The 23832-nt window shown below is 39.5% G+C and carries 20 protein-coding genes; 8 read left to right on the forward strand and 12 right to left on the reverse strand.

Annotated features, from left to right (window positions below; genetic code table 11):
- Window positions 1-353: 353 nt before the first annotated feature.
- Window positions 354-1373, forward strand: coding sequence for an RNA-guided endonuclease InsQ/TnpB family protein (locus ACE1AT_RS20560; protein WP_374871673.1), 1020 nt, complete (start codon window positions 354-356; stop codon window positions 1371-1373).
- Window positions 1374-1454: 81 nt separating this feature from the next.
- The gene (locus ACE1AT_RS20565; RefSeq protein ID WP_374871675.1) at window positions 1455-1667 is read left to right on the forward strand and encodes a hypothetical protein; all 213 of its coding nucleotides are present in this window, start codon (window positions 1455-1457) and stop codon (window positions 1665-1667) included.
- A 47-nt stretch (window positions 1668-1714) separates the two neighbouring features.
- On the opposite strand, the gene ACE1AT_RS20570 is transcribed toward ACE1AT_RS20565, so the two are convergent.
- Window positions 1715-2389 carry an ABC transporter ATP-binding protein gene (locus tag ACE1AT_RS20570; protein ID WP_374871677.1) on the reverse strand — a complete coding sequence of 225 codons (675 nt, stop codon included), beginning with the start codon at window positions 2387-2389 and terminating at the stop codon, window positions 1715-1717.
- A gap of 371 nt (window positions 2390-2760) precedes the next feature.
- Here ACE1AT_RS20570 and ACE1AT_RS20575 point away from each other — a divergent pair, with 371 nt between their 5' ends.
- Window positions 2761-3699, forward strand: coding sequence for a Sll0314/Alr1548 family TPR repeat-containing protein (locus tag ACE1AT_RS20575; RefSeq protein ID WP_374871679.1), 939 nt, complete (start codon window positions 2761-2763; stop codon window positions 3697-3699).
- A gap of 237 nt (window positions 3700-3936) precedes the next feature.
- Window positions 3937-4389: a DUF3531 family protein gene (locus tag ACE1AT_RS20580; RefSeq protein ID WP_374871681.1), complete on the forward strand. Its 453-nt coding sequence runs from the start codon at window positions 3937-3939 to the stop codon at window positions 4387-4389.
- Between the two features lie 17 nt (window positions 4390-4406).
- On the opposite strand, the gene ACE1AT_RS20585 is transcribed toward ACE1AT_RS20580, so the two are convergent.
- Window positions 4407-4994 carry a TetR/AcrR family transcriptional regulator gene (locus ACE1AT_RS20585; RefSeq protein WP_374871683.1) on the reverse strand — a complete coding sequence of 196 codons (588 nt, stop codon included), beginning with the start codon at window positions 4992-4994 and terminating at the stop codon, window positions 4407-4409.
- 91 nt (window positions 4995-5085) lie between these two features.
- Here ACE1AT_RS20585 and ACE1AT_RS20590 point away from each other — a divergent pair, with 91 nt between their 5' ends.
- Window positions 5086-6567, forward strand: a complete 1482-nt coding sequence (locus ACE1AT_RS20590) for an amidase (RefSeq protein ID WP_374871685.1) — start codon at window positions 5086-5088, stop codon at window positions 6565-6567.
- On the opposite strand, the gene ACE1AT_RS20595 is transcribed toward ACE1AT_RS20590, so the two are convergent.
- Window positions 6561-7511 carry a CBS domain-containing protein gene (locus ACE1AT_RS20595; protein ID WP_374871687.1) on the reverse strand — a complete coding sequence of 317 codons (951 nt, stop codon included), beginning with the start codon at window positions 7509-7511 and terminating at the stop codon, window positions 6561-6563. The two genes, ACE1AT_RS20590 and ACE1AT_RS20595, sit on opposite strands and share 7 nt — an antisense overlap.
- Window positions 7512-7633: 122 nt before the next feature.
- Between ACE1AT_RS20595 and ACE1AT_RS20600 the strand changes: the two genes are divergently transcribed.
- Window positions 7634-8623: an aspartate carbamoyltransferase catalytic subunit gene (locus ACE1AT_RS20600; protein WP_374871689.1), complete on the forward strand. Its 990-nt coding sequence runs from the start codon at window positions 7634-7636 to the stop codon at window positions 8621-8623.
- On the opposite strand, the gene ACE1AT_RS20605 is transcribed toward ACE1AT_RS20600, so the two are convergent.
- Window positions 8613-9746: a choice-of-anchor tandem repeat NxxGxxAF-containing protein gene (locus ACE1AT_RS20605; protein WP_374871691.1), complete on the reverse strand. Its 1134-nt coding sequence runs from the start codon at window positions 9744-9746 to the stop codon at window positions 8613-8615. The two genes, ACE1AT_RS20600 and ACE1AT_RS20605, sit on opposite strands and share 11 nt — an antisense overlap.
- A gap of 788 nt (window positions 9747-10534) precedes the next feature.
- Between ACE1AT_RS20605 and ACE1AT_RS20610 the strand changes: the two genes are divergently transcribed.
- Window positions 10535-11338, forward strand: coding sequence for an SDR family NAD(P)-dependent oxidoreductase (locus ACE1AT_RS20610; protein ID WP_374871693.1), 804 nt, complete (start codon window positions 10535-10537; stop codon window positions 11336-11338).
- 73 nt (window positions 11339-11411) lie between these two features.
- On the opposite strand, the gene ACE1AT_RS20615 is transcribed toward ACE1AT_RS20610, so the two are convergent.
- The 7 genes from ACE1AT_RS20615 to ACE1AT_RS20645 form a co-directional block, all read right to left on the reverse strand.
- Window positions 11412-12752, reverse strand: a complete 1341-nt coding sequence (locus ACE1AT_RS20615; RefSeq protein WP_374871695.1) for a TldD/PmbA family protein — start codon at window positions 12750-12752, stop codon at window positions 11412-11414.
- 50 nt (window positions 12753-12802) lie between these two features.
- Window positions 12803-14275 carry a TldD/PmbA family protein gene (locus ACE1AT_RS20620; protein WP_374871697.1) on the reverse strand — a complete coding sequence of 491 codons (1473 nt, stop codon included), beginning with the start codon at window positions 14273-14275 and terminating at the stop codon, window positions 12803-12805.
- Window positions 14276-14489: 214 nt separating this feature from the next.
- A complete protein-coding gene (locus ACE1AT_RS20625) occupies window positions 14490-15647 on the reverse strand; it encodes a cysteine desulfurase family protein (RefSeq protein ID WP_374871699.1) in 1158 nt (385 codons plus the stop codon).
- Between the two features lie 223 nt (window positions 15648-15870).
- Window positions 15871-17697 carry an ATP-binding protein gene (locus tag ACE1AT_RS20630; RefSeq protein WP_374871701.1) on the reverse strand — a complete coding sequence of 609 codons (1827 nt, stop codon included), beginning with the start codon at window positions 17695-17697 and terminating at the stop codon, window positions 15871-15873.
- Window positions 17694-19313 carry a DEAD/DEAH box helicase gene (locus ACE1AT_RS20635; protein WP_374871703.1) on the reverse strand — a complete coding sequence of 540 codons (1620 nt, stop codon included), beginning with the start codon at window positions 19311-19313 and terminating at the stop codon, window positions 17694-17696. Before ACE1AT_RS20635 ends, ACE1AT_RS20630 begins: the two co-directional genes overlap by 4 nt.
- Before the next feature lie 27 nt (window positions 19314-19340).
- Window positions 19341-21620 carry a DUF262 domain-containing protein gene (locus tag ACE1AT_RS20640; protein WP_374871704.1) on the reverse strand — a complete coding sequence of 760 codons (2280 nt, stop codon included), beginning with the start codon at window positions 21618-21620 and terminating at the stop codon, window positions 19341-19343.
- 28 nt (window positions 21621-21648) lie between these two features.
- Complete coding sequence (locus ACE1AT_RS20645; protein WP_374871706.1) at window positions 21649-22449, reverse strand: phosphoadenosine phosphosulfate reductase family protein; 801 nt, start codon at window positions 22447-22449, stop codon at window positions 21649-21651.
- A gap of 225 nt (window positions 22450-22674) precedes the next feature.
- Between ACE1AT_RS20645 and ACE1AT_RS20650 the strand changes: the two genes are divergently transcribed.
- On the forward strand, window positions 22675-23571 hold the full coding sequence (locus ACE1AT_RS20650; RefSeq protein ID WP_374871708.1) for a DUF4351 domain-containing protein: 897 nt from the start codon (window positions 22675-22677) through the stop codon (window positions 23569-23571).
- Here the strand turns inward: ACE1AT_RS20650 and ACE1AT_RS20655 are convergent.
- Complete coding sequence (locus ACE1AT_RS20655; protein ID WP_374871710.1) at window positions 23551-23685, reverse strand: hypothetical protein; 135 nt, start codon at window positions 23683-23685, stop codon at window positions 23551-23553. The genes ACE1AT_RS20650 and ACE1AT_RS20655 overlap by 21 nt on opposite strands.
- Between the last annotated feature and the right edge of the window lie 147 nt (window positions 23686-23832).

The raw sequence follows: 23832 nt of genomic DNA on the forward strand, positions 1-23832 counted from the left end.
TCTTAAAAATGGGGCAGGCAACCCCTTCGGGGAAGTCAAAAGTATCAAGTCAAAAGTCAAAATCAATACTTTTGAATTTTGACTTTTGACTTTTGACTTGTTTTGCCTGCCCCATTTTTAAGTTCATTGAATCGAAGGTCAGTGTTGGGATGAATGGCGGGGCAATGAGGAATTGAGCAACGGGAGATAATGAACGCAGTTCAGTGAGCGATGTTGGTCGATGACGAATTGCCGATCTCTGGGGTTGGTAACGAGTCAATAAGTTCCTCAATCACCTGGGTCATAGTCTTGTCAGCTTGAACAGCACATAACTGCAACTTATAAAAACGCCGTTCAGACATCCTCAATCTTAATTGTTTGTTTTTCATATTTGGTTACACAACAGTCAAAAGAAAACTTTACCTGTTTTGAAGAAAAGCCATCCCCATTACGGTGAGATTTACTCACAGGTTTTACAGGATGTTGTCAAGCGAGTTAAGGTAACTTTTGACCGTTTTCTAAGTGGGGATAGTAAAGGTAACAGAAGCGGTAGACCTCGCTTTAAGTCTCGTGACCGTTACCGGACTTTTACTTATCCACAAATAAAGGATGACTGCATTGAAGGAAGCGTGATATGTCTCCCAAAACTAGGAGACATCAAACTAATTTTGCATCGTCCAATACCAGATGGATTCAAAATAAAAACGGTATCAGTTACCAAAAAAGCTGACGGTTACTATGTGACGTTGAGCCTCGAAGACCTTACAGTTCCTACAATCAAACCCGATTTCAATCCTGATTTAATAACAGGTATTGATATGGGGTTGAAAGAATTTCTCGCTACTTCTGAGGGTGAAACGGTTGCTATCCCTCAACATTACCGTAAATCTCAAAGACGTTTAAGAGTCATTCAAAAACGTGTTTCACGTCGTAAAAAAGGAAGTAATCGAAGATTAAAAGCGGTAAAACAGTTGGGTAGGCAACATAAAAAAGTTGCCGATAAACGCAAAGATTTTCATTTCAAAACTGCTAACAACTTATTGAAAAAATATGATGTTGTCGCAGTTGAAGACTTGAATATTAAAGGGCTTGCACGCACACGACTTGCCTTATCTGTGCATGACGCTGGATGGTCTAGCTTCCTGTCAATACTATCAAACAAAGCCGAAAATGCTGGTTTGTTGGTAATAGCTGTAAATGCTTCTGGCACTTCTCAAGATTGTTCTAGTTGTGGAGTAAAAGTTCCTAAGAAGTTGCACGAACGTTGGCATTCTTGTCAATGCGGTTGCAGTCTTGACCGTGACCATAATGCAGCGATAAATATAAGAAAAAGAGCGGCAGGGCATTCCGTTCTTAAAGCTCAACGCCTCCTAAGCAATAGCCGGATTGGTTGAGAAGCCCACACTGTAATCTCTGATTCAGTGTGGGAGTATGTCACTAGACCAGATTTTGCAGTACAGTCCAGAAAATGGAACTTGGATTGGTCAACTGATGAATTTGACATCAAAATCGACCAGCAACATTTTCAAGCTAATACCTGGGTGAAACTCTTGGAACTTCCCAACCCCTACAGCTTTGACGAAGCACTACTGCTGTGTCCAATTTCTCAATATGAATGGATAGCCTGGATACCAGATCATGGAGAAGCAGTAGTGACTACCGGGCAAGTTAATGGTCATTTGTCATAGCTTCCTTGTCCCCCTTGTCCTCCTTGTCCCCGATCCCCAATTCCCAATCACGCCACCGAAAGCGGTTCATCAACCTTGCTTGTGAGTGTCAAAGGGTCAATTGCTTCGAGTTCGCCATGCTTGATACTCCAGCAACGGTCAGCGATCGCTAACATATCGCCAGCATCGTGAGTTACTACCAACAGTGTCCAATCTTTTTTAAGTTTTGCTAATAAATTGACTAATTGCCGACGCATTGACCAATCTAACCCGGCGGTGGGTTCATCGAGTAATAATAAGCGTGGTTGACGAATCAATTGGACAGCGAGGGCTAAACGTCGCTGCTGACCTCCACTCAAAGCCTGGGGTGATGTCGCCAATGATAAATGCTCTAAACCCACCTCTTGCAATGCTTCTTTAACTCTTTGTGTTCCTAACTCTGGATGTCCTAAGCGTAATTCTTCTAAAATCGTACCACCGCAAAAATGCCGTTCGGGAAACTGGAATACTAAACCTGCTAATTGCTGTAACTCTTCAGCAGTCAGGGTTTGTTCGTGCCAACTAACAGAACCGGATGTTGGTTCAGCTAGTCCGGATAAAATTTCGAGTAATGTACTTTTTCCAGAACCACTTGGCCCAATGATCAAACCCAACTGTTGGGGTGCCAAGTCTAGATTAATTGATTTGAGAATTGCTGTCGGACAAGCTGTGGGGTGGTAAACTACATTTCTGAGATAGAGCATTTGTTAAGAATACCAAAGAGAGTTAGGACTTATTTATTAAATACACACTGAGCATATGCCAAGTCCTGAAAAAGTTCACAGGACATTCGCCTTGTTTACATGGTAAATATTTAGCGACTATAGGATCTTCGGCTTTTCTTTAAATTTTAAAAGCAACAGCCAAGCAAACCTCACTCACAATTGTTTTTATTGTGGCAAACTTATTTTGGAACAACAGCTAAAACAAAATATGGGAACCCGTTAAAATCACGATAGTCAAAGTGTATACCAGGCTTTACCTGCAACACCCGAAAATACTTTGTTTATCTTTTTGAATTTTAAGTAACATATACAACAATCTCAACAGTAATAATTCTGAAGGAAACACAACAATGAGTAAATGGTTTCCATCTGTGCAAGCAATTTTATCTAGTAGGCTTGAAACCTTCATTCAAGTTGGTCTGGCAACGACTTTAGTTCTGAATACCTGGGTTAATCCTTCTGTTGCTGCTGATCCTTTTCGGACAAAAGAAGCACGTAATATAGGTGATAAAACTGAGGCAGCTTTTAAAGCTATTTTTCAACAGGGTGACTACAAAGCAGCAGAGGCTTACCTCCAACAGGCATTATCCAGCGAACCAAATGAACCTTTAGCCTATGCAATGAAGGCATCGCTAGCATATACCAATCAAGATTGGGCTACGCTTGATACCTACAGCCGAAAAACTCTTGAAATTGGGCAAAAATTAATTGCTAGTGATCCCTTGCGTGGTAATCTTTACACTGCCGTTGGTCATTTTTTAGAGGGAGCAGCACAGGTTCGTCGTCAAGGTACAGTCAACGGTGCGGCACAGGCATTAAGTAAGTTGCAGGAAGTTTATAAATATTTAGACAAAGCAGAGGCAATTTCCGCCAACGATCCAGAGCTAAATTTACTCAAAGGCTACATGGATTTGATGCTAGCTGTAAATTTACCCTTTGCCAATCCTCAACAGGCGATTGAACGCTTAGACAAAAGTGCTGGGCCTGAGTACTTGGCAGATCGGGGTATTGCCTATGGATATCGAGATTTGAAACAGTATAATCAAGCGCTGGAATATGCCAATCGTGCTTTAAAGGCGACATCAAATAATCCAGAGGTGTATTACCTCAAAGCCCAAATTTTGCGAGGGATGGCTGGAAAACAGAAAAATCAACAACTGTTACAGGAGGCGGTCAGCAATTTTGACCAAGCGCTGGCGAAAAAATCTCAGCTCCCAGCAAGTTTGGTAAAACAAATTCAACGCGAACGTCGCAAAACTGCACAGGATATTGCTCGCGCTCAAAGGTAGTGGACTGTGTTATGAATTTTGATTGGTTTGTAGTAAGCGCTTTAGCGCTTAGATATTTAAGGACTTCAATCCTTACTACGAATTTTGATTGGTTTGTAGTAAGCGCTTTAGCGCTTAGATATTTAAGGACTGAAGTCCTTACTACGAACTTTTCTTTGTCCTAGTTTTCTTGCCTGAGTCACTTATAATTTAGTTTGGTAGCTTTAAGTAAGATTTTGTTAAGCAACTTTATAAGTAATGAAAATACAGTTTCGTGAATTTGACCCTTTTGATATATGGATTTGGCTGAAGTTCAGTACTGTACCTTCACAACGTGAAAAGGAATATGTAGAAGAACTTTTTGATTCCTGGTTTTACATGGGTAAGTTGGGTGCATATAATGCTGAAAATCTCCAGGTACAGGAAACAGGGTTAGACCTCAGCTATATGAATTATGACTCTGATGCGTATGATAGAAGCTTGTTAGCACTGATGCACAACAAGGGAGACTTTGAATATCAGGGTCAATGGGGACGTTGCTGGTTTGACTTGGGAACTTCAGATGCGATCGCTTTAGATATTCTCATCAATGCCCTTCAACAACTTGGTGTAGAATACGTCACCATTGATGAAGTTTACATCGGCGGCGAAAATGATGATTGGCCGGTAGAAGACAGTGATGAGCGTTCTTCGTTTATCTATGATAACTAGTAGCAAAAAATACTAGATTAACTTGCTCTGATGTGTTCGATCGCAACAAATAGAGCATCAAGCATAACTTCAAAACTCGCATCAGTGGAACGGTTGAGTGTGAGCAATCCTGCTTGTTCGACAGCAATAAAACCGGAAACTGCTGCATTCACTATTCGCATGACGTCAATTAATTGATTCTCAGTTAGGTTGTAGGATTCTAAACCAATTCTGAAAAAACCCAGGGCTTCTTGAATAATTGGTGCTGCTTCTGCGTCAGTAGGTTGTAGTTGCACTTGCATCATTATCCTGTAAAGTGCTGGATGCGATCGCGCAAAGTTGCGGGTTGCATGTCCACCTGCTTGCAGAAGTGCGCGAGGTTCGCTCAATCCGACGGTTTGCTGTTTGTAATAAGCAAAAAATCTCTGCCAAATGGCAATCACTACAGCTTTTCGCAAGCCTGTATTACCATCAACATGCTTGTAGATTGCGGGTGGCTTGATGCCCAATTCCCGCGCCACCCGATTTACACCAAGGGCTGATTCTCCTTCTCGATCAAGGTAAGCGATCGCAGCTTCAATCACATCTTTACGTGTTAGAGAGTTTTCTTTTGTTGGGCGACCCATAGAAAAAATCAATTAGTTAATACAATTAACTAAAACTGAATATAATTAATTTTATTGTGGCGACACAATCAATCCAAAATCCAAAATTTATATGAGCGATCTAGTCTTCACGCCTGCCTATCAGCTTGCTAAAATGATACGCGATCGCGTTGTTTCATCCCTAGAAGTAGTGGATGCCTATCTTGCTCAGATTGATTGCTATAACGCTGCTTTGAATGCCATCTGTATTCTCAATGCTGAACGAGCAAGAGAACAAGCAAAAAAAGCGGATGCAGCGATCGCAAAAGGAGAAAATTGGGGACTTTTACATGGCGTTCCTGTAACAATCAAAGACTACTTGGAAACGGCTGGACTATCCACAATTGCGGGCTATCAGCCATTTCAAGATTATATTTCTCCACATGATGCCACCGCAGTTGCTCGTGTTCGTGCAGCTGGGGCGATCATTTTAGGAAAAACGACGGCAACCGCAGATCCTAGTGGGGATTACCAAGCAATCTTTCCTCGTGTTAATAATCCTTGGAACCCAGATTATACATCAGGCGGGACTTCCAGTGGCAGTGCGACGGCAATTGCAGCAGGTTTTTCACCATTGGATATTTGTTCTGATAATGGCGGTTCTATTCGTCAGCCTGCTCACTTTTGTGGTGTGTTTGGACTGAAACCAACTGATCGCCGTGTTCCAACTACGGGCCATGTGGGCGATATTCCTAATCTACTGAAAATGCCACGCTGTATTCGCCAAATGTTTACAGTTGGAGTAATTGCCGGCTCAATAGAAGATTTGCGCCTTAGTCTGCGACTAATTGCAGGTTCAGATCCACGTCAACCAGATATTCCACCTGTGCCGCTAGATAGTTATATTGAGCGAAACCTGCAAAATTTACGCATTGCTTGGATTGATGAATTGCCTTTGTATCCAGTTGCTTCGGAAATCAAATCTGCTATGCAGACAGCTGCAAAGCGATTGATAGACATTGGAACTAAAGTTGAATTTTGGTATCCAAAATTTGATTTTGTTACAGCTTGGGAAATCTACTACAAAGTTGGTACTTACAATTTGCTGTACTCTCAACCTATTAACTTTGCAAATGTACAAAAACAAATGCTGTTTTTATGGCGTGAAGCAACGCAGGGCGACGCCGCTTTACGAAAAATTAGTCATGTTCCTAAGATTGCTCTACCACTATTCTTGAACCCAACCTTAAAAGGTTATTTTGCAGCATTGACAGAACGCGATCGCTTCATTGCTCAAATGGACAAAGAACTCGAATCATGGGATGTATGGCTCTGTCCTGTCGCAATGACACCTGCTTTTACCCATCGCGCCAAAGGGGAAGCGGTTGACATCGAAGGTCGAAAAGTCCCATATCAGATGGCATCTGGTGCTTATCTTGTACCCTTTAATCTTACAGGTCATCCAGTTGTAGTCATTCCAATTGGACAAACCAAAAATGGTCTACCAATTGGAATGCAAATTGTCGGAAAGCGCTGGCGAGAAATGGAACTGCTGGCGATCGCTCAAGAAATTAACAAAGTGGTTGGTGATTTTCGACACCCGTCTGGTTACTGAGCAGTATCTTGTAACTTCTCAGTTGTCCTTTGCAATGTCTCAACAATTCCATGCATTCGGATGGGATCGAGCATTCGCAGTAAGCTACTTTGAGTCACCAGTCCTAATCCTCTACCACCATCCCAAGATACTACTAATCTTCGCACCTGTCGCCTTTGCATCTCTTGATGAGCAGTCCACAAAGAATCTTCTGGATTAAGTAAAAATAGCGGTGTACTCATCACAGTTTCCGCCTGTAATGCAGCCAAATTTAATTGCATTGCCTGAAATTGGACAATATCTCGCTCAGTGACAATCCCCAGGGGTTTGTGAATAAAGCATCCTAACTCTGGTTGTAGTTCTTCTTCACTAATCACCACACAACTGACTCGATACTCGGCCATGACTTGAGCTAAAGTCAGCACTGAAACAATTTTCGGAGTACGGATAACTTGAGTATTCATGACATCTGCTACACGTATGACTTTAAGCAAATGAGCAGGTGTTAAAACACTACGAATACTCTTAGGTGAGACGACACCAATGATTTCTCTATTAGTACCTAAAATTGGCAAGTGACGAATTCGATAGCGCCGGAACAGAAATAAAGCTCCGAAAATATCAGTAAACTCAGCCTGTGATAAGGTAATCACCGGCTTTGTCATCACTTCACCAATTGTTACTTCTTGAAAATTAATACCACCAGCTGTTAACCGAACGATGTCCCTTTCAGTTAAAATCCCTATTAATTCTTTTGCCTGCACCACTAAAACACAGCTGGAGTGTCTTGGGTATTTGCTGAACTCGATTGATGGTGAATCTACAGAAAATTTACTGTTAGAGCCTGATTGGTTCATTAAAGCAATGACATCTACCAGTAAATTTTCAGGTGCAACAGTCGGCGGATTTGGCTCAATTGCCGCCTCAATAGATGGTTCACTAAGCAGGAGGTCATTAATTTGCATGTTTATTCAAGCTAGGGAACACTGTCTCAAATTTACTAAATATTTGACAATGCCTTTAATGTTTTACATGGTGATTCATATCAAAAATGTTACATTTTGTTTCAGCAATGAGATCGCAATTTATGCCTACTACCGATTGGACTCGTCACCACGTTCTTTCTTTAGCTGATTTCACCTCAGCTGAATACGACACCGTACTGCAAACAGCCGCTAGTTTTCAGGAGGTATTATCAAGGCGGACAAAGAAAGTACCGACTTTGCAGGGACATGTGGTAGCAAATTTATTTTTTGAGCCTTCGACTCGGACTCGTAGCAGTTTTGAACTTGCAGCTAAACGCCTCTCCGCAGATACGCTTAACTTTGCTTCAGCCTCTTCTTCGATGACTAAAGGAGAGACTATTCTAGATACAGCCAAGACTTATTTGGCGATGGGAACTGATATTATGGTGATTCGCCATAAGGAAGCAGGAGTACCAAATGCGATCGCTCAGGAAATGGATCGTCTCGGTGTAAAAGTTAGTGTCCTTAATGCGGGTGATGGTCAACATGAGCATCCTTCCCAAGGTCTGTTAGATTTATTTACGATCTGTACTCTGCTTGATCCAGATTCTCCCCGCCTAGAACTTCTCAAGGATAAAAAGATTGCTATTGTTGGGGATATTCTTCATTCACGTGTCGCGCGATCGAATATTTGGAGTATCACCGCCAGTGGTGCAGAATTACATTTAGCAGCACCACCGACTTTATTACCAAAATTCTTTGCAGATTTCGGTAAAGACAGACCAGGTAAGCTTTTTGTACATTGGCAATTAGAACCAGCCCTCAAAGATGCTGATTTTGTGATGACACTACGCCTGCAAAAGGAACGTATGACCGCACATTTGCTGCCTTCTTTGCGAGAATATCACCAAATGTTTGGGATTACACGCTCAAAGCTGCAACTGTGCAAACCCAATGTCAAAGTTTTGCATCCAGGCCCAGTAAACCGTGGTGTCGAAATTAGCTCAGATTTAATGGATGATCCAGAATTTAGTTTGATTCAAACACAGGTTACAAGCGGTGTTGCTGTGCGTATGGCACTGTTGTATTTGATTGGAACCACTAGGGGGTAACATTTTCATGCTTAGTATTACAATCACCTGAAGGAACTTCACTATTTGGAGCCTCTAACTCTGGATCAGCGCGGAAAATACCACCAGTGCCATCAGCAAGTGTTGCATAGAAAACTATTTGATTGCTGTTATTTAATCCCTTATTGGAAAAATAAATAGCTTTTACTGTCGAGCCAAACAAAGCATCGCCTGCAACAATCACCTTATCAGCGACTGGATCTGCTCCAGTAAAGATACCCAAGCCACCGTCTTTAAGGACACCTTTAAATGCGACTGTTCCGACATCATTAATTGCAGGATTCTCGAAAAAGCTAAAGTCTTTGCTGTTGTCGGCAATAGTAGTTATTGTGCCGTTGTTAGCTATAAATATACCTTCACCGTCTTCCTTTTTTAAGACTCCCTTAAATGCCAGGGTTCCTAGATTATTGATAGCTGGAGGAAAAACAAAACTAAACTTACTAGTACTAGTAGTATCAGCGATAGGGATGGTTACTCCATCTGAGTTGATTGTAAAAATACCACGTTCTCCCGTATCTAGCCTAGCTGAAAAGGCAATGGTATTTGCATCATTAATTGCATATCCATCAAAGTCGCTGTAAGAACCCTTGGTATCAACAACAACAGTTGTTGAGCCATCAATATTGATGAAGATACCACGGCCATTCTCGATCTCAGATAAGAATGCAACAGCAGCTTTGTTATTGATAACAGGAGTACCAAAGGCTCCTCTGGGCTGACTGCTTTCGGCTATGGTGGTTGTGACTCTGTTGCTCACAGTAAAGATACCACTACCTATGGTATCAATATTAGCCTCAAAGGCTATAGTACCTGCATCGTTAATTGCAGGTTTATTCCCAAATAAACTGAATATTCCACTAGTGTCGGTGATGGTGGAGGTTGTTTCACCATTTCCAATCAAAATGCTACTACTTGTACTATCTAAATTAGCTGAGAAAACAACAATCCCATCATTATTGATTGCAGGATTAGATCCAAGTGTAGTAAAACCATCTTTGGTATCAGCAATTTTCGTGAAAGTGAAAGCTGTAGCTTCACCTATAGCAAGCAAGCTGATAGAAAAACTAATTGCTGTTGCCGTTAAAAACTGTTTGATGGCAGCCATAATCGTCTTAGCCTAAAAAGCCCAGGTAAAATTTTTGTGAAATACAATACTAATAATACTGGTATAAAATAGCAAGTATATACAAAGTAATTAATGATTCTACAAATTTCTATTGACCAAGCTCTACCCTGCGGGTTCTGCTTCGCAGCACGGGAAAGCCGCCCTACGGGCGTCTATGTTGTGAGCCAGCGAGCAGGGATTTTAAATATTTGGGATGCTACCAAGTAGGGTGTGTTATCGCGCTCAGATAATATTTTTCGTGAAAAACTAGATCAAAATACGCGCCTAACACATCCTATAGTAATTTTATTTTTAGTTTATAAATCAATACGGTTCAGTTAAGAAGAAATGTAGGTTGGGTTACTCTGCGAGAAGCCGCGCAGGGCGCGTCTACGTTCCTCAAACGCCAGGTGCTACAACGGGGGAGACCCCCGCAACGCACTGGCTCCCCAACCTACGCTAGTTTTAGTTTTTAGCCTTAACTGAACCGTATTGGTTTATAAATAACCTCTAAATAATATAGTTGTATAAATAACTCTTCTCTAATTTTTCGTACGATCAAATACATTTATTTTGAAAATTTTTATTAATGTTGGTATCTAGTAGTAAAGTCCAGAATTAAATATTATTAAAGTCAAATATTAAGTTTGACAGGCTTTACTACTCGTGACAATTCTCAATCTTATCTGTCTTTGATTATTCAATCTTAGACTAGAAGGTTGACGATGGAAGTTTTGTTGATCAACTAACAAAACTAGCGTAATTGGGGAATCTCAACTTCAATATTTATGAATACAACACACCAAGATCAAAGCCAAAAAACTGCTCTGATTACTGGCGCATGTAGTGGAATTGGTTATCAGTTAGCGTGTCTTTTTGCTTCTGATAATTATAATCTTGTGTTAGTAGATAGGTGGGGAGAAAAACTAGCTGAAATAGCAGAAGAATTTCCCAAAAAATTTAGGATTGCAGTCAAATCTATCGTCAAAGACTTATCTACATCAACATCTCCAGAAGAAATTTTTAGCGAGGTGCGATGCTCAGGTATTCAAATTGATGTGCTAGTAAATAATGCTGGATTTGGTACTTATGGATTATTCCACGAAATTGATCTAATGACGGAATTGGAAATGATGCAAGTAAATGTGGTGTGTCTCACCCATTTAACAAAATTATTTCTGAAAGACATGGTTAAACAAGGCAGAGGTAAAATATTAAACGTATCCTCAACTGCTGCGTTTCAACCAGGGCCTTTAATGGCAGTTTATTTTGCTACCAAAGCTTATGTCTTATCATTTTCCGAAGCGATCGCCAACGAGTTAGAGGGTACGGGTGTCACCGTGACTGTTCTTTGTCCAGGCCCAACAGCATCTGCTTTTCATGAAAGAACAGGTATGGCAGACTCTAAACTAGTTAAGGGTAAAAAAATGATGGATGCCCAAACTGTAGCTCAACTAGGTTACAGTGGCTTATTAGCAAACAAAACCCTTGTGATTCCGGGTGTGAAAAATAAGCTATTAGTTGAAATCGTCAAACTTGCACCCAGAGAACAAGTCACCAGAATAGTCAGAAGTATGCAGGAAGTGAAGTAAATTACAAGTAATGAATTATGAATTATGAATTATGAATTATGCAAAAAATTCATAATTCATAATTTATATCTTGTTATTCTCCCGTAATTGAAAGTCCATCAACCCAAATTTTTGGACAAACCCCTCCAGGAGTCAACTCTAGTTCTTTTTCCACAAAAATAATTGACTTGAGAACTTGCAGAAAATCACCAGCAACAGTCGCTGATTCAATACTCGTTTTCACACCTTTGTTGACAATCCAACCATCAAAAGGCAGAGAAAACGAACCTTGTAAGGATTTTACACCTGCATGGAGAGCTTGTAAATTATCAATAAAAATTACATTTTCAGCAGTTTCCAAGCTTAATTCTTGTTCACCAGGTGCAGCAGCAAAAACATGATAAAAGTTAGGACTGACGGTGACTTTTGCACCAATGTTGGCATTTCCTGTGGGTTTAGCATTCATTCTTTTGGCAGTACCTGCACTATGTATAAAGCCAGCTAAAACACCATTTTCAATCAATGAAATTTGCCGAGTCGGAGTTCCTTCGCCGTCAAAAGTTTCTGCGCCAACATTAGCAGGATGCAAGGCGTCATCATACACAGAAAGCAAAGGAGAAGCTATTTGTTTGCCTAAATCATCAGGAGTAGATAAACTCTGTTTATCTAGGATATTTTGAGCATTAAACAAATTAGAAAAAGCGCCCAAAATACTTAAAAAAGCATCTGGTGAAAAAACCACCCTATACTTGCCAGACTTGACTTTTTCATAGTTCAAGTGGCTGATAGTCTTTTCTGTTGTTTCTTGAATGCAACCATTAATATCTAAACTTTCTAAACTGCGTTCAACTCTAAAAGCACCAGCACTGCGAGGTTTTTTACCTTCTTCATCTGTTTTGCTGTAGAGATAAATAGATGCTAAAGAGTGAGACTCTGTTCTGATAGCACCATCACTATTGAGATAGAATCTCTCAATATCTCTTTGGGCTAAATTGTTATAAGGTACTCCTTGAATTGCCGAATGAGCAGCCAAAACTTCTTTTTCAGCCGTCAACAAAGTTTCTATTAATTGAGAAACTGGTGCTTGTGGTGATTTTTCTTTTTGTTGAACGGCAATCTCAATAGTAGCTTCTGGACTAAAATCTGGCACATTTTCTTTGACACCAAAAAAACTAGCTTCATAAGCTGTTTTCAAAGCCAATTCTAATCCTTTGGGATCTACATCTGTGGTGCTGGTGACACCCATTGTATTTTCGTCATTCCAAACTCGAACAGTGACACCAGAGAGATTTGAAGCTTTAACTTGCTTAGGCTCACCTTGATCAACTTGTACACTGATTGCATCTGCACTTGAGCCATAGATATCGAATTTTTTGATGCCAATTTTATTTGCACTGTCTTTGGCGTGATTTGCAATTTCGCTGATGTTCGGCATAGTCAATTTTAGATTTTGGATTTGTGATTTTGGATTTGTAGAAAGTTTATTTAGCGTCCACCGACGGTAATTGAATCAACTTTGATGTGAGGTTGTCCAACTGTGGTGTAAATACTGCCACTGATGGAGCCACAAAAACCTGGTGCTAAAGATAAATCTTGGGAACACATGGAAATTTTATTCATAATTTCCTTGGCTTCACCAATTAAAATAGCTCCTTTTAGTGGCTTGGTGATTTTACCGTTTTCAATCAAATAAGCTTCGTCTACACCAAAGTTAAATTGACCTGTAGCACCAACGCTACCGCCACCCATTTTTTTACAGTAAATGCCTTTATCAACGGAGGCAAATAAATCTTCGGTTGTGTATTCTCCTGGTGCAATATAAGTGTTACGCATCCGGCTAGCAGCTGCAAAGGTAAAACCCTGGCGGCGTCCGCTACCTGTTCTGGGGTGTCCGGTGCGCCAGGAACCGGCTCGATCTGCTAAAAAGTTCTTGAGAATGCCTTTTTCTATTAATAGTGTTTTTTGGGCTGGCATACCTTCGTCATCCATCTCAATTGTACCGAAGGCTTGTTCGGTACGCCCTTCATCTAAAGCGGTTAGATTTTCGTGGGCAATTTTTTCACCTTTTTTATCAGCGAAGGGAGATGTTTTGCGTTCAATTTGGGTAGTTTCGAGCAAGTGTCCACAAGCTTCGTGGAAGATTACCCCACCAAAGTGATTAGCCATGATGATCGGATAAGTACCAGATTCTACGTAGTCTGCGTAGAGCATTTTTCCTGCGGATTCAGAGATATGTTCTGCGGATTCTTGATAATCCCAGGTTTTGAGGAAGTTCGGATCACTGGTGTTACCAGCACGTTCACCGATGGAAGCACGATTAGCACCATCTGCACACAGGAGATTAAATCCGACAGATTGGGTGAGGCGAATGTCACGAGCAAAAGTGCCATCGCTAGCAGCAACTAGGACTTCTTGCCAATCTCGGAAGTAGGTAGCACGGCGGGATTGGATATGATTAGCTTGACGCTGGAGTTGGGCTGTACCATCAAGGAGAATTTCTCCCATTTCCCGGATGGAACTACATAGAGATAACCAGCTATCTTTACCTCTTTTGGTGGCGTAGTCTCTGAGTAGTTCTAGGTTGATTTCGGGGATTAAAGCATTGGGAGCAGGTAGCTGCAATCCTAGAATAGAAAGCCCTTTTTCTAAAGCTGCTTTCAAGCCTGTAAAAGATAGGTCATTGGTGCTGACATAGCAGTCTGCATGTCCTTTAAATACTCTGACTCCTGCACCAGTGGCAAGACGTGGTGTAATGCTGGTGATGGTATCTTCTTCTGCAAGACAACTGATGTAATTAACACGCTCTAAGAAAAATTCAATAAAATCAGCGCCAGCAGCACGTCCTAGTCCCAAGAGGGTAGCTAGGGGAGCTTCCCAGGTTTCATCGAATCGTTCTGTAGTCGAGGTGTATTGCAGAGTGGGGAGTTGTTGGGACAGAAGTAGGGTATTTGTTAGCATGAATATTCTCTTAGTGCTGGCTGGTTCGGAGGTTTGACTATATATGCTGGTGTGTTGACTCTAACAGATGACTTTTGGAAATCATCTGTACTAGCTTCTTAAATAGTAGCTTGCCCAATTTAGTGGTTGTGTGCGATCGCACTAATTCCACTGATTTTTTATCTGCTTTCGGTTGGTGTCAGCGTTGTTTTCTGAGGTTTGGGTAGTAGGAGCGTTACAGAAGTTGATGAATTCTATTCACTGCACTGATGATCACAGAAGATGCTTTTTCGATTTCTTCTTGAGTCGTAAATTTGCCAATACCAATTCTCAACGCTCCCTCAATGATATTCTCCGCTAGATTCATCGCTTGTAAAACATGAGATGGTGCAACAACACCAGATGAACAAGCAGCACCACCAGAAATAGCTAACTGGTGGCGTACTCTGGCAATCATGGCACTATTGGGAATATCAGGAAGTGAAATATGTAAGTTACCTGATAAACGGTTGTTTAAGTCTCCATTCACCACTAAGTTAGGAATTTTAGCTAGCAGCAAGTTTTGTAGTTGATCTCGCAAAAGTGCGATCGCTTGTTCATCTGCTTTCATCTCTAATTGTCTTAATCGACAAGCTTCCCCCAAACCAACTATTCCGGGGACATTGAGCGTACCTGATCTGATTCCCTGTTGATGTCCACCACCGTAAATCATCGGTTCAAGTTCATAACTTTTTTTTACTACTAATGCACCAACGCCTTTGGGTGCATAAAATTTATGACCAGAAATCGCCAGATAGGTAATACCCCAGTCTTGAAAGTTGATGGGAATTTTACCGACTGCTTGGGAAGCATCACATAAAAAAGGGATATGATATGTTTGTGCGATCGCTCCAATTTTTTTGATTGGGTAAATTGTCCCGACTTCATTATTAGCAGCCATCACACAGATTAAGGAAGCGCCTTCTGAGCATACTTTTTCTAAATGCTCTAAATCAATATGTGCTTGTTGATTGACTTTTAACCAAATAATTTCCACCACTCTTTTTTTAGCTAATGCTTTGCAGGTATCTAAAACGGCTTTGTGTTCAACTGGGGAAACAATGATTTTGGCAGGAGTATTTTTTGGAGTAATATATCCTTGAATTGCTAAGTTAATACTTTCTGTTGCACCAGATGTAAAAATAATTTCTTTGACCGCAGCATTGATTAATTCAGCTATTTGTTGACGGGCTTGTTTAACTGCTTGGGCGGCTTGATTACCATAATCATGATCTACACTATTAGCATTACCAAAAGCAGTGGTCATATAGTACATAACTTTTTCAGCTACTCTGGTGTCAACGGGAGTAGTTGAATGGTAATCAAGGTAAATTATTTGTTCTTGTGTAGTCATTGCTTGTCAAGGTTTTACGCTTGGAATTCTGATTCACATGTAGAATATTGATGAGTGATCGCTTTCCGTTCGGATTTAGTATTTTGATAATCAATTGCCAAATTTATCTGGACGGACAATTAAATATTCATTGTTCGTAGTGAGCGATTTATCGCTCAAAACCAGGATGATAGGACTAAAGTCCTTACTACAAACTTTAATTTATTTACGCCTGCCACTTAAATTATTCATTCTCTAAAAACCTTCTGGCAACTCTCCCCCAATCAATGCGAGTATCTACAGCATTTTCTTTGCGTTTACCATCTAGTTCATCTTCATACCTTGCCCATGCCATTAGTAGTAGTTTCAACCCATCTAAAGAATTTATCAACCGAGAACGTAAAGTATTTAGATCGGCTTGATCTACATCCTCTTCTAAGATTTCTACTAAATTTTGATAGGCTGGGTGATTGGTATTTAATGTCACAATAATTGCTCCGCCTCTGGATTGAACGGTAAAGAATTCAGGAGTATCAATCGGAGCTTGTGCGAAGGTATATTTTAAACCATCTTCTACTGTAGTTGCTGCTAATAATTCTGCTTGGGCTTCAGTCACTCCCTCTTCTTTTAAAGTTTCTTTGATAACTTGTTTGCGTTCTTCTTTTGGTAATTTTTCATCTGCATCGCTTTTACCTGTATATCCTTGTGATTTACGTTCTTGAGTCACAGTTGTAGCTATTTTTTCCGATTTGTAAGGATCGTGTCCGTAGCGTTTTTCGGTGGTACGAGAGCCTTTTGTTTGAGCTTTGATTAAGCGACGAATCAGGCTTAGTTGACTATTAATTTTATGAGCAATTTCTAAAAGAGGAAGTTTTGGATCTTCGTCTTGGAGTAATTCTTCTTTAAGTTGAGCGACGGTTTTTCCTTCTTCTAATAAAGATTCAATGTCTAGTTGTAAAATTTCTCCAAAATTCCGGGCTGATTGTTTATTATTTGTGACTCCAAAAATATCATCAAGGGATGGTGGAAATTCAATTTCAATGCCCCACCAGCGTTCTGTAGGGTCGTAATTATTCACTAAGTTTTGGTCTAATTCTAATTCTCTCCCAGCACGCACAACAGAAACTCCTACGTTTTTGGCTGCATGTTGTCCGTGTGGCAAACTACCGGGATTTTTTCCGGGTTCGGCTTGACGGGCTTCTTCTTTGGCGTAGGAAAAACGCACTTTTACATCATGTTCTTGCTCTTTAAAATTAATCTTATAAGTCGCTTCATAAGATGTATCACCTTCCCAAGGGCGGAACATTGCTTGATGAGCAAAAGGTTCAGGACAGGAAGTTTTTTCTATTAAATAACCAGGGTCATTGGGTAAAGCATATTTTTCAAGAAAAATGTCATATAAAGCATCTAAATCAAATGCTATCATGCGGATTTTGACTTGACTGTTATTCAGAAATTTGCGATACATTCTTCCAATCACAAATTCCGAGTTATTAATAATGGCTTTGCCAGTTTGCCACATACAACGGTCGATTTTTGACCACACTACTAGTGTGCCACTGTCACCAAATTTCTGACCGATGTTTCTCCAAGTCATCGGAATTGGTTTTACAGCCGGTTCAGGTACTTCGGTCATTTGCCGATTTTTGATTTCATCTAAGTCAAGATAACTATGGAGTGCATTTTCTCTGCCATTTTGCCATGACCACACATCTACTCGTTGACATTGGGAAATAGAAGACGAGGGTAAACCCATACCAAAACGTCCGATTCCGGTATGTTGATTTTCTTCTAAATATGTACCATTGCCAAATTGCAGTGCTAAACGTAGAACATTCGCATCCATACCACAACCATTATCTAACACTGCGATTTGTTCAATGCGCGATCGCCTTCTTCCTTCTATCTGTTGTTTTCGTTCACCACACAGTAACTCAACTTGCGATGCACCGGCTTGAATGGCATTATCCATTAATTCGGCGATCGCATAGGCGGCGTTTTTATAACCGTTATCGCGCATTGCTTGGACGGCGAGGTGAGTAGGTACGATATCATGGGTGTTAGTATTCATGGGTTTTTCCTCCAAACGTCTTCCCAATTGTGAAAGGCTGATGCGACTGAACCAAAACCGGGGAGTTGACTATCGACAACGGTGACAATTTCGGCGGTAGCATTACCCCCTGCTTTGAGTCCGCGAATGGCGCGTCCTACCATTTGGCTGTAGAGGACAAGGGATTTGGTAGGACGGGCGATAACAGCTGCACTAGTTTTTGGTGCGTCGAATCCAGTGGTTAAAACGCCGTAGTTACATAAAATCTTGGTTTGGGGTTGATCGTCTTTAAAGCTTTGAATCAGTTTTTCTCGTTCTGATTTGGGAGTCTCACCTGTCACCGCATCAGCATTCAACCCCCGGAAACGCAAAATTCCGGCGATGAGTCTAGCGTGTTCAACGGAGGTATTAAAAACGATAATTCGTTGATGATGTTGGGCGAGTGCTTCTAGTTCCAGGATAATGCGGAGGTTGCGTTGTTCGTCTGCTGCTAACCGATTGAGGATATATTGGGGGATGTCTAATTCTGTATTAATCCGATTCAGGTCTTGGGGAGTTAGTTCTATACCCGTTTCATAAAATAAGGAACGATATTTAACTTGAGCGAGGTATTGTTGATCTACAAGATAATCAATCGGGTTGTCATAACCTGGGATTTCTAAAGTAACTTTCTGTTGGGCGAAGAATTTTGCTAGTTGTGCATCGGTGTTAATATCTGCCCAAGTCCTTCCGGGTGTAGCGGTTAAACCTAATAAGGCGGTTTTTTCGTAGGGGACAACCAAAGCATCTAATACGAGTTTATAGGTTTCGGCTACTGCTTGATGGGCTTCATCGATAATTACCAATGAACAACGCACACCCAATTGATTAATAAAGCGAATACTCTTTTTTGCAGCGCTGTAAACTTTGGCTAATCCTGCTACTACTAAGCCATCTTGAACTTGTTCTATATCTAAATCATGGCTACCCCAGAAACGGTAAGTGGTGGTGGGGCGATCGCCTAAACTGTCCCAGGCTTTTTGAAATTCTGTAACTGCTTGTTCACAAAGTTCTTCACTATATGCCAACCAAATTACTAAAGTGGGTTCATTGTTTCTTAGATGGTCTGTAATGATATTTATTGCAGTACGGGTTTTGCCTGCACCAGTGGGAAGATGAAGAAGGACACGACGAGGTTCTTTACTAAGATAGTTTTTTACTTGTTTAACTGCGTGGCGTTGGTGCGTAAATAAAGGATATTTGGGAGTATTTTCAATAATTGTATGGGTTTCAGTTGTATTTTGATTTCTAGGTGTAATAGGTATTTCAAAGAAGTTAAATAGATATTTTTTTGCTTCTGAAGCACCGCTTATTTTAACTTTCTTCAGTGCTTGATAAGGGTCTTGATTAGCAGGTGCTTCTAGTACAACAGCGAGGATTTTGGCTTGTTCTGGTGTAATTAAATCAAAGAGTAAATCTCGCTTTTCTTTAGATAGTAGTAGTTCTTCTGGCGTATGAAGAGTTAAAAGGATTTCTCTAAGTTTACTAGGATGAACTAAGTTAGGTTCTAGGAGTTTGAGCAATTGAAAATTTGCACTACCTAATAATTTTTGTAGTGTTTCTTCATTTCCTTTTGATAGTAAATCATTAAAATTCAACTATTACTCCGAAAAAATAAATAAAATCTAAGATAACCATTCATACATTCGTTCCCAAAGAATATCGCATATACGCTCTGTTCTTTTCTCTACAAAAGCTTTATCCCATTTACCTGTTGCTTCAATTTCTACAATTGGTTTAATATGATGAGCATGAGATGCTTCAGTTAACAGTTTGATAGTAGAATTATCCAAAATTACCCCATATTTTTCTGCTTCTTGTCTTAACTCGGCTAATTTGCCGGGATTTGATTCAGCTAAATGACGATAATAAATCCATTTCTCAATCCAGCTTTTATTACCAGCAGAACTATTAATTTTAGTTGGAAGTAAAGTTAAATTACCAATTTGCTCATAATCATCATTTTCATATAAAGCTTCGTCCCAAGTAGCGTCAGCTTGTAAATTTGGCTTCTGAGGTGCTACGTGTTCAATAGTTTTAAAATCAGGAGAAATCCATGTAGCAGGATCTAAGTATATTGGATATGAGCCAGATGTTCCAATTTTCATTAGACCTATACGATCAGGGTCTGGAATAGTATCATGAGAGGTGATAAAGAGAACAAATTTGGAAATTGCTTGAACTTTATTATATCCAAGGTAACGAGTTGCTTTTCTTTTCCAATCCGTGTTTATGCCTATTTCTTTTTCTATAAGAACATTTTTAAAATATGCTTTCAATACCTCTACAGAAAGTTCAGAATCTCCCTTTTGCCATGACATTTTCTCCCGAAGTAATTTTCTATATATTTCATCTAAGCCAGTATTTGGTAAAGCTGAACGCCAAAGCGTAAAAAATGCTGCGACTGCTTTACATACAGACACAAAATTAACATTAGCATTAATTTCTTCTCGTAAACAAAGGGAATAAAAACGGCTGAGGATAGTGTTAGCCATTGTATGTCCAGCATTTTGAAGATAAAGAACGCAAATAGCAGCTTGCTTTTTATCTTTATCATTTAGCTGTTCTGTTCTTGGAATAACAGGGTATTCATTAGGTTTAAATTTAATAACTTTTTCCCAGTAAGTAGCTAGGTTAGCCATCCGGTGAATAAATTCTTCTTTATCATTTATAGATGAACATTCATTATATTTTTTCGTTAGCCATTGTCTTTGAAAGCTGAACTGCCGAGATGGATCTTTTCCTCCATCATAAGTTAGACCGAATAAAGTTAAATAGTTGTTAGTAAGATTATTTTTGCTTGAGGCACTATCCAATGAACTAAATAGTTGATCTATTTTTCCAAAATGTTTTTCAGAAATTGAGCCTTTAAATTCACCGTTAGTCGATTTAACAAAATTAACAACTAATGGTTTAAAAGTTTCAATTGCTGTGAGTGGAGTTCCTGTTGCATTGAGAGATTGGAACATATCAAAAGCCCAATCTTCAGATTTCGGTTCAATTAATGTAAAACAACAACGTTGAAGCAAGTAATAACTAAATGCAAGTAGTTGTATAATAGAGCAAACTCTTCCTTCGATTCTAGATATTTTTTCTTGGCGATTTTCGACTATACTAACTAACTCTGGACGCTCATAACTCCATAGGTATTGTTGAGGAATTTTTTCTAAAATGCACCATGCAGTTGGAAAATATTCATTTTCTGTTTCTTGCTGATGACTTTTTTCTACCTTGTTTAGCCATGAATTCATTTGTTTAATATTTTTACCAACTAAAGAATTTTCAGGAATTTTTGGAAATTCTGATTGTTCTTCCGATATTTTACGTATAAATGAAGCCAAGAAAGATGAAACATCTGACTGATAATGATCATCATTCCCATCGAATGTCCATCCATCAATTGAACCACGAATAATAATTGGTTTTTGTTGCGGTAAACCTCTTTTTAAATCAACAGAAAATATTTCTAACAAAGTTGATTTATAACGATTTATTGCTTCTTTTAAACCATCATAAATATTATCTGATGGCAATCTTTTCTCTAAAATATATAATTTTTGATAAAGCAAACAACCAAGTAATGATATGGTTGATATTCTCTGTTGACCATCAATTACATTGAATATTTTCTCTGGTAATGCTCGATGGTCTTGCGGTTTAATATTAGTTCTTGCATCCTTTTCTAGTAATAGAATGATAGTACCTAAAAAACGGATTGCATTGTTATCTTGTTCAATTAAAGAATCAACGCCACGACAAATATCCTCCATTAATTGGTCTATATTTTCTTTTGTCCAACTATAATCTCGTTGGTATAAAGGGATATAAAATCCAACGCCTGGTCTTTGAAAAAAATCAGATACAGTCTCACTTGAGTTATCAAAAGCTTTAGATACATCAAACATAAAATTACAAAAAAAGTAATAATATAATTTACAATTCGCAAACTAAACAAGGTAAATCATTATCTTCTTGATCTAAAATTCCCTCTAATGCTTCAGCTAAAGTAAGTTTAGAAGCAGACTTCTTCTCTTTAGCCATTAACTTCTCATGTTGAGTAATAATTTCATCTTTGCGTTCTAGAAGTTGCAATAAGCTTTCCCCATCAGTCCAAGTATAGGTACGACCATCAGCATGATTAGATTCATACTCAACAGCCTTTTGAAATAAATCAGGATGTTCCTGCGCTAACATTACCCATTCATACTTACGTTGGAAGAAACAGAAGAAACACCCAGAACGACTGCGCCAGCGATAATAGTCAGGAAATCCAATTCCACTTTCTTCTAATAGCCGAATAATATCAGCTTTAACTAAACCCCTTTCCTTAAAGGGAAACACGGGTTTAATATTGGGTTTAGTGGAGATATAACCATCACGGTTTTCATCAGCACGAATACCAATGTAACTAATGGACTCATCATCCCCAACAAAATCTTCTAAAGGCTTAATTTTCATCTTCACCGTACACCAACGCATTTGGGGTGAAGGTAATAAACCATCATGAATTGCTAACCAATGGTCAAAGCCTCGTTTGTCACTGAGATAATGAATTTTAATTCCCAGACGTGCTTTGATACGGTCAAGATATTCGTAGGTTTCTGGTAATTCTTTATGGGTGTCACAAAAAAAATATTCCATCTCTGGAATTTCCTTATGCAGTAATACCGCTAAAGCTGTGCTATCCTTTCCCCCCGAAAGTCCCAATATGTGTCTAACTTTTTTCTCTGCCATGCTATTTTTAGTACTTTTTGGCAAGTATATTAATAATGCTAATATCTTAGCAAATTTGAAAAAGTAGTGTGTAGCGTTTTTAAACAAATATTAAAGATGCTTCGTAGAATTACTGATAATATTACAAAGGTGTAGCGCGATCGCACGGGGAATAGCCATCATAGGCGATCGCACCAACGTCTTAATAATTTAAATAACCAGAAAACTTCCAAATATTCAAATTGAATGACACGTTTTATTCATGACCAATTCGCTAAAGACTACCTCGAAGAATTATTAAAAGATTACGGAGAAGTCAAAGCATCAGAAAAAGTATCAGGAGAGATTAAAGAAATAGATGTTTTCTTCACTCCTGCCAAACAGCAAAACTCTAATTTACAAATACTGGGTTTGCTAGGAAGATTTGCAGAACATCCTGCCATCATCGAACCCTTCCGAAATCCCGCTTCTAGCGATGAAATTTGCGACTGTATTCTAAAATTATTAGAAGTCAAAGCTTTATTGCGACGAGAAGCCAAAGCCAATAAAACCAAACTTCAGGACTTAGAAATTCCCAAGTTGTGGGTTCTGACTCCAACAATATCCGAAACTAGATTGTCTAGCTTTGGAACTCTGCAAAAAGCAGATTGGTTATCAGGAGTACATTTTCTCCCAGAAGCCTTGCGGACAGCAATTGTAGCGATACATCAACTACCGCAAACACCGGAAACATTGTGGTTAAGGCTTTTAGGTAGGGGAGGTGTACAATCACAAGCGATTATCGAATTGCAAGCGTTACCATTAAATCATCCATACCAAAAAGCAACCCTCGAATTAGTTTACAACTTGCGCGAAAATTTGAGAGTAAATCAAGAATTAGAAGCAGATGATCGGGAGTTAATTATGCGATTAGAACCACTTTATCAAAGAGACAGAGAACTAGCTAAACAAGAGGGAAGACAAGAAGAAGGACAAGACTTAATACTGCGTTTACTCAATCGGCGTATTGGGGAAATTAATCAATCATCAATCGAGCGAATTAAAGGATTATCGATTGAACAATTAGAAAATTTAGGAGAAGCATTACTAGACTTTTCTAATGTTGCTGACTTAGAAAATTGGTTAAATCAACAACAAAGATAAAAAGTCTAGGGAGTTGGTGCGATTATCTCGGCGATGAGGCGATCGCACCAACTCTTGATAATTTAAAACGACACATGATCTGTATCTAATACCCAAAGGCTCATACAGTACCATTTATATCCCAATACGGTTCAGTTAAGAAGAAATGTAGGTTGGGTTGAGTGCAAGCGAAACCCAACAAAGCCTTGATAATGTTGGGTTACTCTGCGAGAAGCCGCGCAGGGCGCGTCTACGTTCCTCAAACGCCAGGTGCTACAACTC

Source organism: Pelatocladus sp. BLCC-F211, assembly GCF_041928655.1.
Taxonomy (GTDB): domain Bacteria; phylum Cyanobacteriota; class Cyanobacteriia; order Cyanobacteriales; family Nostocaceae; genus Pelatocladus.

Excerpts from the sequence above, each read along its gene's own strand:
- ACE1AT_RS20590 (WP_374871685.1), top strand. The coding sequence starts at position 5,086 with ATGAGCGATCTAGTCTTCACGCCTGCCTATCAGCTTGCTAAAATGATA.
- ACE1AT_RS20650 (WP_374871708.1), top strand. The coding sequence starts at position 22,675 with ATGACACGTTTTATTCATGACCAATTCGCTAAAGACTACCTCGAAGAA.
- ACE1AT_RS20655 (WP_374871710.1), bottom strand. The coding sequence starts at position 23,685 with ATGGTACTGTATGAGCCTTTGGGTATTAGATACAGATCATGTGTCGTT.
- ACE1AT_RS20620 (WP_374871697.1), bottom strand. The coding sequence starts at position 14,275 with ATGCTAACAAATACCCTACTTCTGTCCCAACAACTCCCCACTCTGCAA.
- ACE1AT_RS20595 (WP_374871687.1), bottom strand. The coding sequence starts at position 7,511 with ATGCAAATTAATGACCTCCTGCTTAGTGAACCATCTATTGAGGCGGCA.
- ACE1AT_RS20610 (WP_374871693.1), top strand. The coding sequence starts at position 10,535 with ATGAATACAACACACCAAGATCAAAGCCAAAAAACTGCTCTGATTACT.
- ACE1AT_RS20585 (WP_374871683.1), bottom strand. The coding sequence starts at position 4,994 with ATGGGTCGCCCAACAAAAGAAAACTCTCTAACACGTAAAGATGTGATT.
- ACE1AT_RS20575 (WP_374871679.1), top strand. The coding sequence starts at position 2,761 with ATGAGTAAATGGTTTCCATCTGTGCAAGCAATTTTATCTAGTAGGCTT.
- ACE1AT_RS20600 (WP_374871689.1), top strand. The coding sequence starts at position 7,634 with ATGCCTACTACCGATTGGACTCGTCACCACGTTCTTTCTTTAGCTGAT.
- ACE1AT_RS20640 (WP_374871704.1), bottom strand. The coding sequence starts at position 21,620 with ATGTTTGATGTATCTAAAGCTTTTGATAACTCAAGTGAGACTGTATCT.
- ACE1AT_RS20615 (WP_374871695.1), bottom strand. The coding sequence starts at position 12,752 with ATGCCGAACATCAGCGAAATTGCAAATCACGCCAAAGACAGTGCAAAT.
- ACE1AT_RS20625 (WP_374871699.1), bottom strand. The coding sequence starts at position 15,647 with ATGACTACACAAGAACAAATAATTTACCTTGATTACCATTCAACTACT.
- ACE1AT_RS20570 (WP_374871677.1), bottom strand. The coding sequence starts at position 2,389 with ATGCTCTATCTCAGAAATGTAGTTTACCACCCCACAGCTTGTCCGACA.
- ACE1AT_RS20580 (WP_374871681.1), top strand. The coding sequence starts at position 3,937 with ATGAAAATACAGTTTCGTGAATTTGACCCTTTTGATATATGGATTTGG.
- ACE1AT_RS20645 (WP_374871706.1), bottom strand. The coding sequence starts at position 22,449 with ATGGCAGAGAAAAAAGTTAGACACATATTGGGACTTTCGGGGGGAAAG.
- ACE1AT_RS20605 (WP_374871691.1), bottom strand. The coding sequence starts at position 9,746 with ATGGCTGCCATCAAACAGTTTTTAACGGCAACAGCAATTAGTTTTTCT.
- ACE1AT_RS20630 (WP_374871701.1), bottom strand. The coding sequence starts at position 17,697 with ATGAATACTAACACCCATGATATCGTACCTACTCACCTCGCCGTCCAA.